Below are 14,522 nucleotides of genomic sequence, written 5' to 3' on the forward strand. Positions count from 1 at the left end.
AACGGGCATAAAAAAACCACTTGGTAACCCAAGTGGTTTTATTTTTTACAACGAAGCATTGGTGGGTGCTACAGGGGTCGAACCTGTGACCTACGCCTTGTAAGGGCGCCGCTCTACCAACTGAGCTAAGCACCCCTTTGTGCCTGCCAACTTGCTCAAACTTTACTGCCTGAACCTGCTGGCCTTGGGGCCACTTCACTTCGTGTAACGCGAAAAGAATTATAGCCAACTTTTTTTTGTTTTGCAAATGGCTTTGCCGGCTATTTTCAACAATTAGTTGACGGCATCTTTAAGCGCTTTACCAGGACGGAACTTAGGCACACGTGCTTTCTTGATTTTGATGGCTTCGCCAGTGCGGGGGTTGCGGCCTGTGCGCGCAGCGCGCTCGGAAACAGCAAAAGTACCGAAACCAACCAACGTAACGGTGCCCTTCTTTTTGAGCGTAGTTTTTACCGCACCAATAAAGGCCTCGAGGGCGCGGCCGGCGTCGGCTTTGGACAGGTCGGCTTTGGTGGAAATGTGCTCGATAAGCTCTGTTTTGTTCATTAAGGAGTACCCCTGAAAATTATTATCGCCGGGCGGCAAAATGCCCTGCCCGACACCCCGTTGAAAAAGACAGCACCTGGGCGCTGTTTACCGCATCTGCATACTGCCAGACACCAAAGCACAAGGCTTTGGCAAGGCCAAACTGCATTAGGCCTTTGAAAAATAGGCATGTCAAGAAGAAAATACCCGAAAACCCGCACGGCCATTGACTTTCAGGACAGTATTTATGCACCGTAATATAAAACCAGCCTTCGCCAAATACAAGACCTGAAACGGCCCATACGCATAAAAATTTTCGCAGTTAATTGCCGGCCAATGCCTGCTCGAAATCCTGAATCAAGTCGGCAGTGTCTTCAATGCCCACCGAAATACGCAATAGGTTGTCTGCAATGCCCATCAAGGCGCGCCGCTCCGGCCCCATCTCGTAGTAAATGGTGTGAGCGACGGGCAAAACCAGCGTACGGGTATCGCCCAAGTGGGTCGCCAGGACCAGCACACGCAACCTGTTCAAAAACTCGAACACATCCAGATCATCTGACAATTCGACGGCAAGCAAGGCCCCAAAGTGCTTGCCACCGAATAGGTCGGCGGCCCGATTATGCTGAGCATGCGAGGCCAGCCCAGGGTATTGCACGCGATTGACAAGCGCATGTCCTTCTAAATAGGACGCCAGCGCCATGGCATTGGCACTGGCTTTTTCCATACGCAACGCCAGGGTCTCGGCGCCCACCGCGATACGGTGCGCCGCATCGGACGACAATGTCGCCCCCATGTCGCGCAAACCCTTTTTCTTGATTTGCGTCAGGCCCCACGAGGTCGGGTTACCTTTGCGATAGGGCTCGGCGATGTTGGGGTAGGCAGACCAATCGAACAACCCTGTGTCGGTAACAGCACCACCCAAGGCGTTACCGTGCCCGCCTGTGTATTTGGACAACGAGTTCACCACCAGCGAAGCGCCGACATCGATACCGCGGCACAGCCAGGGCGTTGACAGGGTACTGTCGAGCACGTACACCAAATTCTGTTCGCGACACCATTGGCCAACACCCCTAAGGTCGGCAATTTGAGTGCCCGGGTTGGCAATAGATTCGGTGAATACCATACGAGTCTCGGGGCGGCGCGCAGCCTTGACCTGTTCAATATCGGTGGCGTCAACCAGCGTCACGATGACACCGAGGTCGGACAGCGTCCCCAGCAAGCTGTTGGTATTGCCGAAAATATACTGGCTCGAAATAAGGTGATCGCCCTTTTTAAGCAACGTAAAAAAAGTAGCCGTCAGTGCCGCCATGCCTGTAGCAAACGAAACACTGTTAACTCCACCTTCCATTTGCGTCACTTTGGCTTCAAGCGCTGCGGTCGTGGGCGTACCCTGTCGGGCATACGTGAAGCCCGGCTTACCCTGAAATACGGCCGCCAACTCGCGTGAATCGGCATAAGCGTATTCAGACGACGGGTGTAGCGGCTTGTGCACCCCACCGTGCTCGACGCCACCGCGTCGGTCGGAGTGCAATATGGTGGTGGTGAATCCGTTGCTAGACATGAAAAACACTAAAAAATAAAAAATTATGCAGTGCGCTGGCGTACGGTTTCGTAAAGGCAGACCGCGCTGGCCACACTGACGTTAAGGCTTTCTACCGAACCGGCCATCGGTATGGTGACCAGTTCGTCGCAGGTTTCGCGGGTCAGGCGGCGCATACCCTCGCCTTCGGCACCCATGACCCAGGCCATGGGGCGACGCGCATCGACAGCATATAAATTACTGCTGGCCTGATCATCGGTACCCACAACCCAGATATCGCGATCTTTCAATTGCCGAAGCGTACGAGCAAGGTTAGTCACCATCAAGTACGGCACCGTTTCTGCACCGCCACAAGCCACCCGCTGTACCGTTGCATTGAGCCCGACCGCGCGATCTTTGGGTGCAATGACGGCATGAACTCCTGCCGCATCGGCTGTACGCAGACACGCCCCCAGGTTATGCGGGTCGGTCACCCCATCGAGCACCAGAAACAACGGCGTTTCTCCGCGGTCTTCAAGAATGTCGAGTACTTCGTCGATATCGACGGCCAACGGGTTGTCTTCGGCTAGCGCCACAACACCCTGATGCCGCGTACCTTTGGCCAGGCCATCAAGACGCTCGGCAGGCACAGACACCAGCTTTATTTTTGCAGCTTGCACCTGATCGATAAATGACTGCATGCGCTTGTCGCGCCGAGACGCCTCGATGTAGATTTCTTTGATGGTGGCGGGCGCGTGGCGCAACCGCGCCACGACTGCGTGAAAACCCGCCAAAACCTGATGGGACGCCATAGTATTCCTTGAGTTAGCGACTCAGAACATGTCAGCGTCGGCGACCGGTTTTTTTGGCCGGGGCAGCCGCTTTACGCGCATTTCGTTTAGCGGCGTCGCGGCGCTGGCGGGACGTTGTACCGCGCAACTCGACAGGCTTTGCCGGTGCTGCCTTTTTGGCACGCCGGGCTTCGGTACGTGGTTCGGCCGCTTTCTGCAGCTCTTTGAACGTTGTGCCTTTAACCAGACGAAACTCAATGCGTCGCGCTTCGAGATCGACCCGCGCCACCTGCACCTGCACTGCGTCGGTCAGACGATACCGGATACCGGTACGCTCTCCTCGCAACTCGTGCATGGCCTCGTTGTACTGGAAGTAGTCGGACCCTAACTCAGAAACATGCACCAAACCCTCGACAAACAAAGTGTCGAGCGTGATGAACACCCCAAAAGTCGCCACACCGGTAATACGACCGCTGAAAACTTCGCCAACATGTTCTTTGACAAACCAGCATTTTAGCCATGCTTCGACATCGCGAGAGGCCTCATCGGCCCGACGTTCGCGCGCTGACAACAAAACACCGAGTTTTTCCCAGATACCGTGTTCGCGATCTTTTTGCGGCAACGAAACCGCTGCGGCCACATCGTCAAGGTCGGGAACATAACGCTTGCCCTGCATGATCGACTTGATGACCCGGTGCGTCAGCAGGTCGGGGTAGCGGCGAATCGGCGACGTAAAGTGTGCGTAATGCTCGTAGGCCAGGCCAAAGTGCCCGGACTCTTCGGGGCTGTATATGGCCTGCTGCATCGAACGCAAACACATGGTCTGAATAACTTCGTAGTCGGGGCGCCCCCGCGCGGCAACCAGCAACCGCGCGTAATCATTGGTTGAAGGGTCGCTGCCCCCGTCAAGCGCCAAGCCGATGTTGCGTAGATAATCGCGCAAGGCCTGAAGTTTTTCGGGCGTGGGGCCCTCGTGAACACGGTACAGCCCAATACGCTTATTACGCTTGATGAAATCAGCCGCGCAGGTATTAGCCGCCAGCATGCATTCTTCAATCAATTTGTGCGCATCGTTGCGCTCGTAGGCCACAATTTTTTCGATGCGGCCCAGCGGGTTGCAAATGATCTTGGTCTCGACCGTGTCAAAGTCGATGGCCCCACGCTTGACCCGCGAATCGGACAGCAAATGATAAAGATCATACAAATGGCGCACATGAGGGTAAATGTCACCTAACGCTTGTGCAGCCGGCCCCGACGGCTGCTGCAATGATTCCCAGATATTGGTGTAAGTGGTGCGGGCATGCGAGTGAATAACGGCATCGTAAAACTGATACGCCGATACCGTACCGGCTTTGGCCCCGCTGGCCACAATGACCATATCGCAAACCAGCACCAGGCGATCTACATGCGGGTTAAGCGAACAAATGCCATTAGAGAGCGACTCGGGCAGCATGGGTATTACGCGCCGCGGGAAATAAACGCTGGTCCCCCGTTCGAGCGCGTCGTCGTCGAGCGCATCGCCCGGGCGCACATAATGACTGACATCAGCAATAGCCACCAACAAACGCCAGCCCGGCTTGCGACGTTTTTCGGTACCCAGGTCGACAGGCTCGCAATACACCGCGTCATCAAAGTCGCGAGCGTCTTCGCCATCGATGGTAATAAACGGCACATCGCGCAAATCGACGCGACCTTTGAGTTCGTTGCGCTGTACGGTCGCGGGCAAATTACCTGCCCGCTTCAGGGTCGCATCGGAAAATTCGTGTGGCACATCGAACTTGCGCACGGCAATTTCAATTTCCATGCCCGGGTCGTCGATTTCGCCAAGCACCTCGACAATGCGCCCCAAAGGCTGGCTGTGTCGCGTAGGTTGCTGGATGATTTCTACCGTAACCACCTGACCCGACTCGGCGCCATCGGTTTCGCCCGGCGGTATCAGCACGTCGTGTTTAATGCGCTGGTCTTCGGGCACAACAATATGCGCCCCACGTTCGTACAAAAAGCGGCCCACCAAACGGTTGGTGCGGCGTTCGACAACCTCGACAATGCTGGCCTGCGGGCGGCCGCGAAATTCGCCATCGGTTTTGGCCAAAACGCGGTCGCCATGCAACACTTTCAGCATTTCGCGCGGCGACAGGAACAAGTCTGGGCCGCCGTCGTCGCGTAATAAAAAGCCAAAGCCATCGCGATGCCCCTGCACTCGCCCGGCAATAAAATCCATTTCGTTGTTTACCAACAACTTTCCACGGGCGTTGTACAGCACCTGTCCATCACGCTCCATGGCGCGAATGCGCCGGTCAAAACCCGTAGATACCGGGACCTGCACCCCCATCCCTCGCGCCAGGTCGTCTAGACCAACGGGTTTCGCAACCCCTCGTAAATACTTAAGAATTTCTTCACGGCTAGGTACTTCGGGATCAAAATCCGGCGGCAGCTCAGGCGCATCGCCCACCCCTGTGGGGGTGACGACAGTATCCGGACTTTCGATTTTTTTTCGTTTACTCAAAGGAAAATTTCCCTTTTTAAAATTTTTGAGATATAATTTTGGTCTTGGTTGATGACAACTAACCACTTGGTACCGCAAAGCGCTGCACACCGTAAGGTTAACAGCTCCTAGCTTGCAGTAACGAACCCAAGTACGTTAGCATACAACTGTTAAGCCCAGATGGCGGAATTGGTAGACGCGCATGGTTCAGGTCCATGTGCCGCAAGGTGTGGAGGTTCGAGTCCTCTTCTGGGCACCACCGCTTTACAGAATACCCAGCTAAGCATTTTTGTTTAGCTGGGTTTTTTGTTTTCGGGCGTGCCCTTCGCATCGCGAAGAAACGCCCAACTGGCACAGTTGCCGCCTAAATTAAACGGCTAACCAGCCAGCATATTTACTTAAGTGCTTTCCAAGGCCGCTTTTTCGGCGCGGTCTATCAGCCCATAAACATCGGCAATGCGATTACTGTAGCTAATCGTCGCAAGCTCGCCGGCATCAGAAACGCTACCCAACACTTCGCGCTCCATTTTGGCAATAAGGCCGCGCATGGGGCCGATAATTTGCGGGTTGATGGACAGCATCGCTAAAACCAGGGCATCGAGCGTGACCTGGTTGGCCGCCTGAAGCCCCTCAAGCACGGCATTGATGTCACTGACCTTACCTGCGAAACGCTCTACTTCCTTTTCCATGTCACTTCCTTCGGTTTTTGGCAAAAGTCCGATGGTAATTCATTCGGGCAACGGGATGAACTCGAGATCGTCGCCGGGAATCGCGGCAAAGCGTTGTTCTTTCCAGTCGGCCCTGGCCTGTGCAATACGATCTTTGCGGCTGGACACAAAATTCCAGTCGATGAAACGAGCGGACATGGTTTGGCCACCAATAATGGCGATGCGCGACTCGGCGAGTGCCGTCAACACAATGCCGGGCTCTGCCGAAAACACAGCCATGGCATGTTCAGCAATATGCGTGTCCCCGGCCTTCAGACCGCCTTGCGCCACATACACAGCACGCTCTTGAGCCTGGGGTAAAACGAGCGCTTGACCTGCTTGCATATGCGCCTCGACGTAAAGCGTCTGGGCAAAAGTTTTGACCGGCGACGTCACCCCGTAAGCCTCACCCATCATGACCCGCAGCAACACACCTTCGACAGTAACCGAAGGGATATCTGCAGCCGGATAATGATAAAACGCAGGGTTTATCTCTTCATCGGCCTCGGGTAGGGCCAGCCATAACTGCAGACCATGAAGATTGTGCGCGACCGCTGTCACCTCTGGCCGCTCTCGTTCTGAATGCACAATACCCCGGCCGGCCACCATCAAGTTGATGTCGCCGGGCCGAATAAGCTGTACGCTGCCCACTGAGTCGCGATGGAGAATTTCACCCTCGAATAGATAAGTGACTGTCGCAAGATTGATATGCGGATGCGGCCTGACATTAATGCCCTGCCCCGCCGGAAACCTGACCGGCCCCATATGATCGAAAAAGATCCATGGGCCAACCATTTTGCGCTTGGCCGTGGGCAATACACGTCGCACAGAAAAGCCACCCAGGTCTTTATCGCGAGACGGTACGACCAATTCGACCGCATCACAACCGGCCGAACTCTCGTCATCGTGCTCGTCTCTGTTGGTTTCGATATTCATACGCCTCCCCTTTAATTGCCCCTAACACCAGAAGATCCAAAGCCCGTTCTGGCCATTTTTTTCATCAAACTTAACTGAACGGCTATTTTGCAGCAATATGTCATCGCTGAGGCAAATGACACATAACGCAAAGAAGCGCCTAACTGCCCCCGCTGGGCTCGTCGGAAGGCAAATCGTTCATCGGCTTAAAATATGCTGCACCTAATGTCGACAAGACATCGATAACCCAAACGCATTAAGTACGAGCTTCCCCAGTTCACCGGAGCAACTCATCTTTTTTCTCGACCCCAATACCCCACATCAGGCCTTCGTACACGGTTCACACGATATCGGCCTGGTGCTACTCGCCGTCGTTGTTTCAGTCTTTTCAGCCACCATGGCGCTACAAACCGCCAGCATGGCGGCCAGCACACAAAGCCGGCTGTATCGGCATATCGGCCTTGGCGCAGGTGCCATCGCGCTGGGTGGCGGCATCTGGACCATGCACTTCATTGGCATGCTTGCTTTCGAATTGCCTGCGCCGGTGCGCTACGACACCACCATTACGTTGCTTTCTGTCGTACCTGCCCTGCTTGCGTCGTGGTGGGCGCTGCACTTGCTGAGCCAGTCGTACGTTTCGCGCTCGCGACTGATTGCTGGCGGCGTACTGGTCGGTGCAGGCATAGGCGCCATGCACTACACCGGTATGGCAGCCATGCAAACGCCATTACAAATGCGTTACGACCCGGCCATGTTCGGGCTATCGATTGTGGTGGCGGTCGGTATGGCCATGCTGGCGTTATGGGTCAGGTATGGTTTGCGACGCACTTCGCTTGGCCGCACACCGCGCCTGATAATTAGCGGCTTGGTCATGGGCCTAGCCATTGCAGCCATGCACTTTACCGGTATGGTGGCCGTGCGGTTCATTGGCGACCCAATGCCCACCCAGGGCGGTATCCTGCTCAATACGACCTATGCGTCGTTGGCCTTATCGTCATTTACCATTACCGTAACGGTCATGGTCGTAGCCGTCAACGGACTCATTCGCGCATACGATCTGAACCGTCGCATACAAGAAGGCAGCTCCCGTCTACAAGCCACGCTCGACACCGCCGTTGACGGCATTATCACCATCGACAGCAAAGGGATTATTCACGACTTCAACCACTCGGCCGAGCGCCTGTTTGGCTGGCGTGCAGACGAAGTCATTGGCAGCAACATCAAAATGCTGATGCCCGAGCCTTATCAGTCGGCTCACGATGGCTATCTGCACAACTATCAATCTACCGGACAGGCCAAGGTTATCGGTGTAGGGCGCGAAGTCGTGGGGCTGCGTCGTGACGGCTCTCATGTACCGTTGCGCCTGGCCGTCGGTCGCGTCGACCTGCCCGGCCAGTTGCTGTTTGTAGGCTTTGTCACCGACATCAGCGATCGCCACACGCTTGAGTCTTCGCTACGCGAAGCGGCGCAGCGCGCCGAACAAGCCGCTGCGGCAAAAAGCACGTTTCTGGCCACCATGAGCCACGAAATCCGCACGCCCATGAACGCCATTATTGGCTTCACCGATTTATTGCTGCAAACCAGGCTCGACGCGATACAACGCAGCCACCTCAATACGGTACGCGACTCCTCACGCTCGCTGTTAAGACTGCTTAACGACATTCTGGACACAACCAAAATGGAAAAGGGCCGTCTGGAGCTGGAGCACACCGACTTTTCGCTCAGAGCGCTGGCAATGCAGATCGAATCATCTTTACGACTGAGTGCTACCGCCAAGAAGCTTGCGCTGCACACGCAAATCCAAGATGACATGCCGGAGTACTATCGCGGCGACCCATTACGCGTACTTCAAATCCTGACCAATCTTGTCGGTAACGCCATCAAATTCACTGAAACGGGCCGAGTCGATATCGCGTTCTCCTCAGCGGCGGGGCAAATCCACATCACAGTCAGCGATACAGGTATCGGCATGACGCCAGAACAGGTTGGACGGCTCTTCCAGCCATTCACGCAGGCCGATGCATCCATAAGCCGCCGCTTTGGCGGCACAGGCCTAGGGACAGCTATTTCGCGGCAACTGGTCGAGCTGATGAACGGTACCATCAGCGTCGAAAGCGAACTAGGCAAGGGAAGTACATTTCACGTCACGCTTCCCCTGCCGGTAGGGCAGGCACCCCATTTGGCCGACGAACCGCGCCCCGCCCCAACGCTGCCTAAACTGCATATCCTGATTGCAGACGATGTCCCGCAAAACCTCCAGTTGCTCGGTCTGGTCCTAGAAAATGCGGGACATAGTACGCGTCGGGCCGTCGACGGCAACGACGCCGTCGAGCAATACCGAAGCAACAGCTTCGACATCGTGTTAATGGATGTGCACATGCCTGGCGCCGATGGTCTTCAGGCCACCCGCCTGATTCGTCAGCACGAGCGCGAAACCGGGCAAACCAGGACACCCATCATCGCCCTGACGGCAAGTGTAATGGCCGACGACCGAGAAGCAGCCGCCAAAGCCGGCATGGACGGTTTCGCACTAAAGCCGCTCGACCCGCCCCGCTTGTTTACCGAAATAGCGCGTGTGCTCGGCACCAAACCAGCGCACGACGTCGCCAGCGCCACATTGCAAAAACCGACCACAAAAGCTGTTATTGATACCCAAGCCGGTATAAAGCTGTGGGGTACGCAAGCAGACTATGAGCTCGCCCTTCACAACTTTGTGCGCAATCTGACTCAAACCGAACCGCTGCCTCAAGAAATACCTGAAAACGCAGACTGGGATGCACTACGGTTCCATCTGCACCGCCTGAGGGGTGTTGCCGCTAATCTGGCGCTGCCCGCATTGTCGACCCTGTACGGCCAACTCGAAGACCTGATAGTTCAGCAACAGCATGCCGTTGTTCGACAACGCTTTTCTGAGGTCCACAGTGCGCTTGAACAGCTACGGTCCCAATTGCCCAAAGCCCCCGAGCAAGCCGACAACCACACCAACCTCGCTGCATCGTCAAAAGACATGCAACAAGCCCTCATGCGCTTGCACGGTGTCGCAATGCGCTGCGAGTTCGACGACGCCCTGCTAGGCTTGGTCTGCTCCCACCTTGAGCAGCGCGGTGCCCGCGACGATGCCGGCGCATTGCGAGATGCCATGAACGCCTTCGAATTTACACAAGCCACCGAAATTATCCAAAGACACCTTGGCGCATCGTCCCTCGACGACAAGAACATAGCGGAAACATAAGTATGCAAGACAGCCAAGACCAACGCCCCACCCTGCTTCTGGTTGACGACGAACCGGCCAACTTGCAGGTTTTGCGTCACACCCTACAAGCCGATTACAGGCTTTTATTTGCCCGCGACGGGAAAGCCGCCCTTGATCGCGTGCACGCCGACCGCCCCGACCTTGTGCTGCTTGACGTCATGATGCCCGGAATAACGGGCTATGAAGTATGCACAACACTTAAACAAGACCCCCGGACAACAAACATACCCGTCATTTTCGTAACGGCACTGGCCGATGCCGAAAACGAACAAAACGGCCTGGACATCGGCGCCGTCGACTACATCAGCAAGCCGTTTAACCCGTCGGTGGTGCGCGCCCGGGTTCGCACCCACCTTTCTTTGGTGCAGGCTCAAGAGCTAATGACGACTCGCCTGCAAATCGTGCAATGCCTGGGGCGTGCTGCCGAATATAAAGACAACGAAACGGGCATGCATGTTGTCCGGATGAGCCAATATGCACGCACGCTTGCAAAAGCCATGGGCTTTCCCGATAAAGAGGCCGACGAGTTGCTGCACGCCGCACCCATGCACGACGTTGGCAAAATCGGCATCCCCGATGCCATCCTGACCAAACCCGGAAAACTGTCGGACGACGAATGGGCCGTCATGAAGCAGCACACCATCATTGGTGCCGAAATCTTGGGCCAACACCCTTCGGGTCTGCTTAATCTGGCCGCTACCATTGCGCGCAGTCATCACGAACGCTGGGACGGCACCGGCTATCCTGACGGCCTCAAGGGTGAAGATATCCCGGTGGCCGCGCGCATTGTTGCGGTCGCCGACGTTTTCGATGCGCTGACCAGCGAAAGACCATACAAACACGCGTGGTCAGTCGACGATGCCCTGGACTTTATGCGCCAACAAAGCGGTCAACACTTCGACCCGACGGTGGTCGAAGTCTTTATCAGGAATTTGCCGGAAATTCTGGCTATACGACAGAGATGGGCAGATACGGCCTGACTATTGGCTTAGATGTGTGGCACACCAATCCCATACAGCGCTAGCGGCACTGTTTACATGCATATCGCGCTTGCGTACCAGGTAAAAATCGGGCGCCACGGTTTTGGTGACGTCGGTCATTTGCAACAAGCGGCCCGCCGCCAGATCGGCGGCGACAAAAGCCCTGCAGGCCAACGCCACCCCTTGCCCCGCCATCGCAGCATCCAGCGCGAGTGCGGTCTGGTTAAACACCAGGCCCGGTAACTTTTCTGAGACGCCAAGAAATTTCGGCCAATGATTATGTGCGTCGTGCAACAAAGGCAACGACCGCAAGCGAGCAGACTCAAGCGGCAACCGCAACCCTGTTGCCAGATGCGGGCTGGCCACTGCCACCAGCGATTGCCGGAAGAGCAACCTGGCCTCAAGGTCGGGCGCAAATGGTGGCCTCGTCAAACGCACCGCCAAATCAACTTGATCGCGGTCGAAATCTGACAATGACTCTGTCGCCAGCGTACGCAAATCAATACCAGGCAGGGCCGCATTCAGTTCAGCCAAACGCGGAATAAGCAATTTGGTAGCCACGGTAGGCGTAACACTGATAGTGACCGTGTCGGGCCTGGCCTGCAACTGCTGGGTTGATTCGGCCAACGTGTCGAACGCCCGCGTGACCTCGGCCAGATAGCCTGCCCCTGACGGCGTCAGCGCCAACCCCCGAGGCAAGCGCCGAAACAGCACAACACCCAAATGCGCCTCGAGGCCCCGTACCTGCTGCGCCACCGCGCCCTGTGTGACGCCGAGCTCGTCGGCAGCCGCACGAAAGCTGAGTCGCCGACCCGATACCTCAAAGGCCCTCAGCGCATTCAGCGGAGGCAACTTTCGACGTGATTGCATAACAGTCTCTGGGAGTAGTTTTTCTACACTTTATTGCGTTTATTCTTCGCGCGCAAATTAACGTCATTACACCCATAATTAAAAGGTAAAAACATACTGATGGAGAACAAAATGTCTGTAGAAAAAGTAGCAGTAATTACAGCCGGTGGATCTGGTATGGGCGCTGCGGCTGCCCGCAAGCTGGCGCAAGACGGCTACCGGGTAGCGATCTTGTCGTCGTCGGGCAAGGGCGAGGCGCTGGCACAAGAGCTCGGCGGCATCGGCGTAACTGGCTCAAACCAAAACAATGATGATGTACAACGCGTCGTCGACCAAGCCATGGCGCGCTGGGGACGCATCGACGCTCTGGTCAACTCTGCAGGGCATGGCCCACGCGGGCCCATTCTTGATATCTCCGATAACGACTGGCACAGCGGCATGGACGTTTACTTTTTGAGTGCGGTCAGGCCTGCAAGGCTCGTCGCCCCAATCATGGCCGCACAAGGCGGCGGCGCCATTGTCAATATTTCTACAGCCTGGGCTTTTGAACCTGCTGACATGTTCCCGACATCAACCGTCTTTAGGGCCGGGTTGGCCAGTTTCACCAAGATTTTTGCCGACACCTATGCCGCCAAGAATGTGCGTATGAACAACGTACTGCCCGGCTGGATCGACAGTCTGCCCACAACTGATGCGCGACGAACCAGCGTACCCATGCAGCGCTATGGCAAGGCTGAAGAAATTGCGGCCACCATTGCCTTCCTGCTTTCAGACGGCGCAGGCTACATTACCGGCCAAAATATCCGCGTCGACGGCGGCATCTCGCGCTCAGTTTAATTGAAACCAAAAGTAACTTAAGTGGCTTTATATCCTTATACAGTCCACAGTGTTCGAGGGGATACTTTTCCCTTTTAACTAGGAAATTCAATTGACTACAGAAATCGGTATCGTGAAATGGTTCAACAACGAGAAAGGGTTCGGCTTCATCATGCCTGAATCCGGTGGCAAGGACCTCTTCGCTCACTACAGCGAAATTCAAGGTTCAGGACACAAATCGCTCGAAGAGAACCAGCGCGTGTCTTTCGTTGCAACGCAGGGCCAAAAAGGTCCTCAAGCGTCGAACATCCAGATTCTCTAATTACCCCCCGCGTCTTAACGGGCGCATTGCGGTAATTATGCAGGACCCAAGCCGGCCCCATTGAAACAATCGGGCCGGCTTTTTATTTGCATGGCAAGCAAGCCGCTATAATGAAAGACGAGGACGACCTCACCCATTACGGGCACTTATACCGGGACGACCCGACACTTAAGGAGCCGCCATGGCTTGGGGTCTGTTGATTGTTGCGGGTATTTTTGAAGTCGTCTGGGCTTACTCAATGAAGCTTTCAAACGGGTTCACCAGGTTACTGCCATCTGTGGTCACTCTGGTAATGATGCTCGCCAGTTTTTCGTTATTGGCGCTATCTATGCGTACCCTGCCGCTGGGTACGGCCTACACTATCTGGACAGGCATCGGCGCCATAGGCGCATTTGTCCTGGGTATTGTTATGCTGGGAGAACAGCTCAGCGCCACACGAATTCTCGCCGCTATACTCATCGTCAGCGGCATCGTACTCATGAAGCTTTCTTCGGCCGACTAACCTGCCTTGAAAAGGCGTTTTTCTGAACCTTATGAACACACCATCGTGGGGCTATGAGCGCCCCGACTGTATTGGGGACCACGCCCTGGCCTTGTTTATCGATGATATTCAGCGCGTGCTCGATCATTACATGCAAACATCGGGCGCGCCTGAAACACGTATGTTTCAGGCGCAAGCAACAGCCAATAAATTACTTAAGGCTTACGAGAACAACGCCCGAAAAACGACGGCCTTCACTGGCCAATCTATCGAGATAAAATCGGTCAGCACCGGAGAATCCGCACCCCAATGGGTACCGCTGTTCTCGCCGGGCCTCAAACAAGCACTTAAAAAATTACTTGACCGCAGCCAGGGTACAACAACCCACTAACTCGCTCGGGGCTTAAGTAAGTGTGTATTTGGCCAAAGCCCTCACCAGTACATAAGCCCCTCTTAATCTCTTTATGTCCTCAGATACAGCACCGACACAAATCAGCCCCTACGACCAATTAGGTGGTGAAGACAAAGTAAAAGAACTGGTCGAACGCTTTTACGACCTGATGGAACTGGACCCGGCCTACCTGGCGCTTCGCGCCGCGCACGGACCCGAGCTGGCTCAAGCACGTGAGCGCTTGTTCTGGTTTTTATGCGGGTGGCTGGGCGGCCCAGCGTACTACATGGAAAAAGTCGGCCACCCCATGCTGCGCGCCCGCCATTTACCGTTTTCTATCGGCATTATCGAGCGCGACCAATGGGTCGCATGTATGGCTCAGGCCATGAAAGACGTCGGCATACCCGAAACGCTTAGTGAATCACTGAAAAACGCCTTCATGAGTACGGCAGACTGGATGCGCAACCGGCCCGAGTAATAACAAGTGC

14 protein-coding genes and 2 tRNA genes are annotated in these 14,522 nt (G+C 55.4%); 8 read left to right on the forward strand and 8 right to left on the reverse strand.

Annotated elements, in window-relative coordinates:
* Positions 1-59 precede the first annotated feature (59 nt).
* The 5 genes from PuT2_RS07165 to rnr all read right to left on the reverse strand — a co-directional run bounded on the left by PuT2_RS07165 (position 60) and on the right by rnr (position 5,341).
* Positions 60-135, reverse strand: a tRNA-Val gene (locus tag PuT2_RS07165).
* Positions 136-273: 138 nt separating this feature from the next.
* Complete coding sequence (locus tag PuT2_RS07170) at positions 274-546, reverse strand: HU family DNA-binding protein (protein ID WP_093970339.1); 273 nt, start codon at positions 544-546, stop codon at positions 274-276.
* 301 nt (positions 547-847) lie between these two features.
* Complete coding sequence (locus PuT2_RS07175) at positions 848-2,086, reverse strand: cystathionine gamma-synthase family protein (protein WP_093970340.1); 1,239 nt, start codon at positions 2,084-2,086, stop codon at positions 848-850.
* A gap of 23 nt (positions 2,087-2,109) precedes the next feature.
* Positions 2,110-2,856: a 23S rRNA (guanosine(2251)-2'-O)-methyltransferase RlmB gene (gene rlmB / locus PuT2_RS07180; protein ID WP_093970341.1), complete on the reverse strand. Its 747-nt coding sequence runs from the start codon at positions 2,854-2,856 to the stop codon at positions 2,110-2,112.
* A gap of 31 nt (positions 2,857-2,887) precedes the next feature.
* Positions 2,888-5,341, reverse strand: a complete 2,454-nt coding sequence (gene rnr / locus PuT2_RS07185) for a ribonuclease R (RefSeq protein WP_371596507.1) — start codon at positions 5,339-5,341, stop codon at positions 2,888-2,890.
* Positions 5,342-5,494: 153 nt separating this feature from the next.
* Between rnr and PuT2_RS07190 the strand changes: the two genes are divergently transcribed.
* Positions 5,495-5,579, forward strand: a tRNA-Leu gene (locus PuT2_RS07190).
* Positions 5,580-5,718: 139 nt separating this feature from the next.
* Here PuT2_RS07190 and PuT2_RS07195 read toward each other — a convergent pair.
* Both PuT2_RS07195 and PuT2_RS07200 read right to left on the reverse strand, forming a co-directional pair.
* Positions 5,719-6,009 carry a hypothetical protein gene (locus tag PuT2_RS07195; protein WP_093970342.1) on the reverse strand — a complete coding sequence of 97 codons (291 nt, stop codon included), beginning with the start codon at positions 6,007-6,009 and terminating at the stop codon, positions 5,719-5,721.
* 39 nt (positions 6,010-6,048) lie between these two features.
* On the reverse strand, positions 6,049-6,963 hold the full coding sequence (locus tag PuT2_RS07200) for a pirin family protein (protein ID WP_093970343.1): 915 nt from the start codon (positions 6,961-6,963) through the stop codon (positions 6,049-6,051).
* 376 nt (positions 6,964-7,339) lie between these two features.
* Between PuT2_RS07200 and PuT2_RS07205 the strand changes: the two genes are divergently transcribed.
* Both PuT2_RS07205 and PuT2_RS07210 read left to right on the forward strand, forming a co-directional pair.
* Positions 7,340-10,174, forward strand: a complete 2,835-nt coding sequence (locus tag PuT2_RS07205; RefSeq protein WP_093970546.1) for an MHYT domain-containing protein — start codon at positions 7,340-7,342, stop codon at positions 10,172-10,174.
* A 2-nt stretch (positions 10,175-10,176) separates the two neighbouring features.
* A complete protein-coding gene (locus PuT2_RS07210; RefSeq protein WP_093970344.1) occupies positions 10,177-11,175 on the forward strand; it encodes a two-component system response regulator in 999 nt (332 codons plus the stop codon).
* On the opposite strand, the gene PuT2_RS07215 is transcribed toward PuT2_RS07210, so the two are convergent.
* Positions 11,176-12,045, reverse strand: coding sequence for a LysR substrate-binding domain-containing protein (locus tag PuT2_RS07215; protein ID WP_093970345.1), 870 nt, complete (start codon positions 12,043-12,045; stop codon positions 11,176-11,178).
* A 111-nt stretch (positions 12,046-12,156) separates the two neighbouring features.
* Between PuT2_RS07215 and PuT2_RS07220 the strand changes: the two genes are divergently transcribed.
* From PuT2_RS07220 to PuT2_RS07240, 5 genes are all read left to right on the forward strand, one after another.
* Positions 12,157-12,861: an SDR family oxidoreductase gene (locus tag PuT2_RS07220; protein WP_093970547.1), complete on the forward strand. Its 705-nt coding sequence runs from the start codon at positions 12,157-12,159 to the stop codon at positions 12,859-12,861.
* A 91-nt stretch (positions 12,862-12,952) separates the two neighbouring features.
* Positions 12,953-13,162 carry a cold-shock protein gene (locus PuT2_RS07225; RefSeq protein ID WP_093970346.1) on the forward strand — a complete coding sequence of 70 codons (210 nt, stop codon included), beginning with the start codon at positions 12,953-12,955 and terminating at the stop codon, positions 13,160-13,162.
* 181 nt (positions 13,163-13,343) lie between these two features.
* The gene (locus PuT2_RS07230) at positions 13,344-13,664 is read left to right on the forward strand and encodes a multidrug efflux SMR transporter (protein ID WP_093970347.1); all 321 of its coding nucleotides are present in this window, start codon (positions 13,344-13,346) and stop codon (positions 13,662-13,664) included.
* Positions 13,665-13,695: 31 nt separating this feature from the next.
* Positions 13,696-14,034, forward strand: a complete 339-nt coding sequence (locus tag PuT2_RS07235; RefSeq protein WP_093970348.1) for a hypothetical protein — start codon at positions 13,696-13,698, stop codon at positions 14,032-14,034.
* Between the two features lie 73 nt (positions 14,035-14,107).
* The gene (locus PuT2_RS07240; protein ID WP_093970349.1) at positions 14,108-14,512 is read left to right on the forward strand and encodes a group II truncated hemoglobin; all 405 of its coding nucleotides are present in this window, start codon (positions 14,108-14,110) and stop codon (positions 14,510-14,512) included.
* The last annotated feature ends 10 nt before the right edge of the window (positions 14,513-14,522 follow it).

The organism is Pusillimonas sp. T2 (assembly GCF_002236805.1).
GTDB lineage: Bacteria > Pseudomonadota > Gammaproteobacteria > Burkholderiales > Burkholderiaceae_B > Neopusillimonas.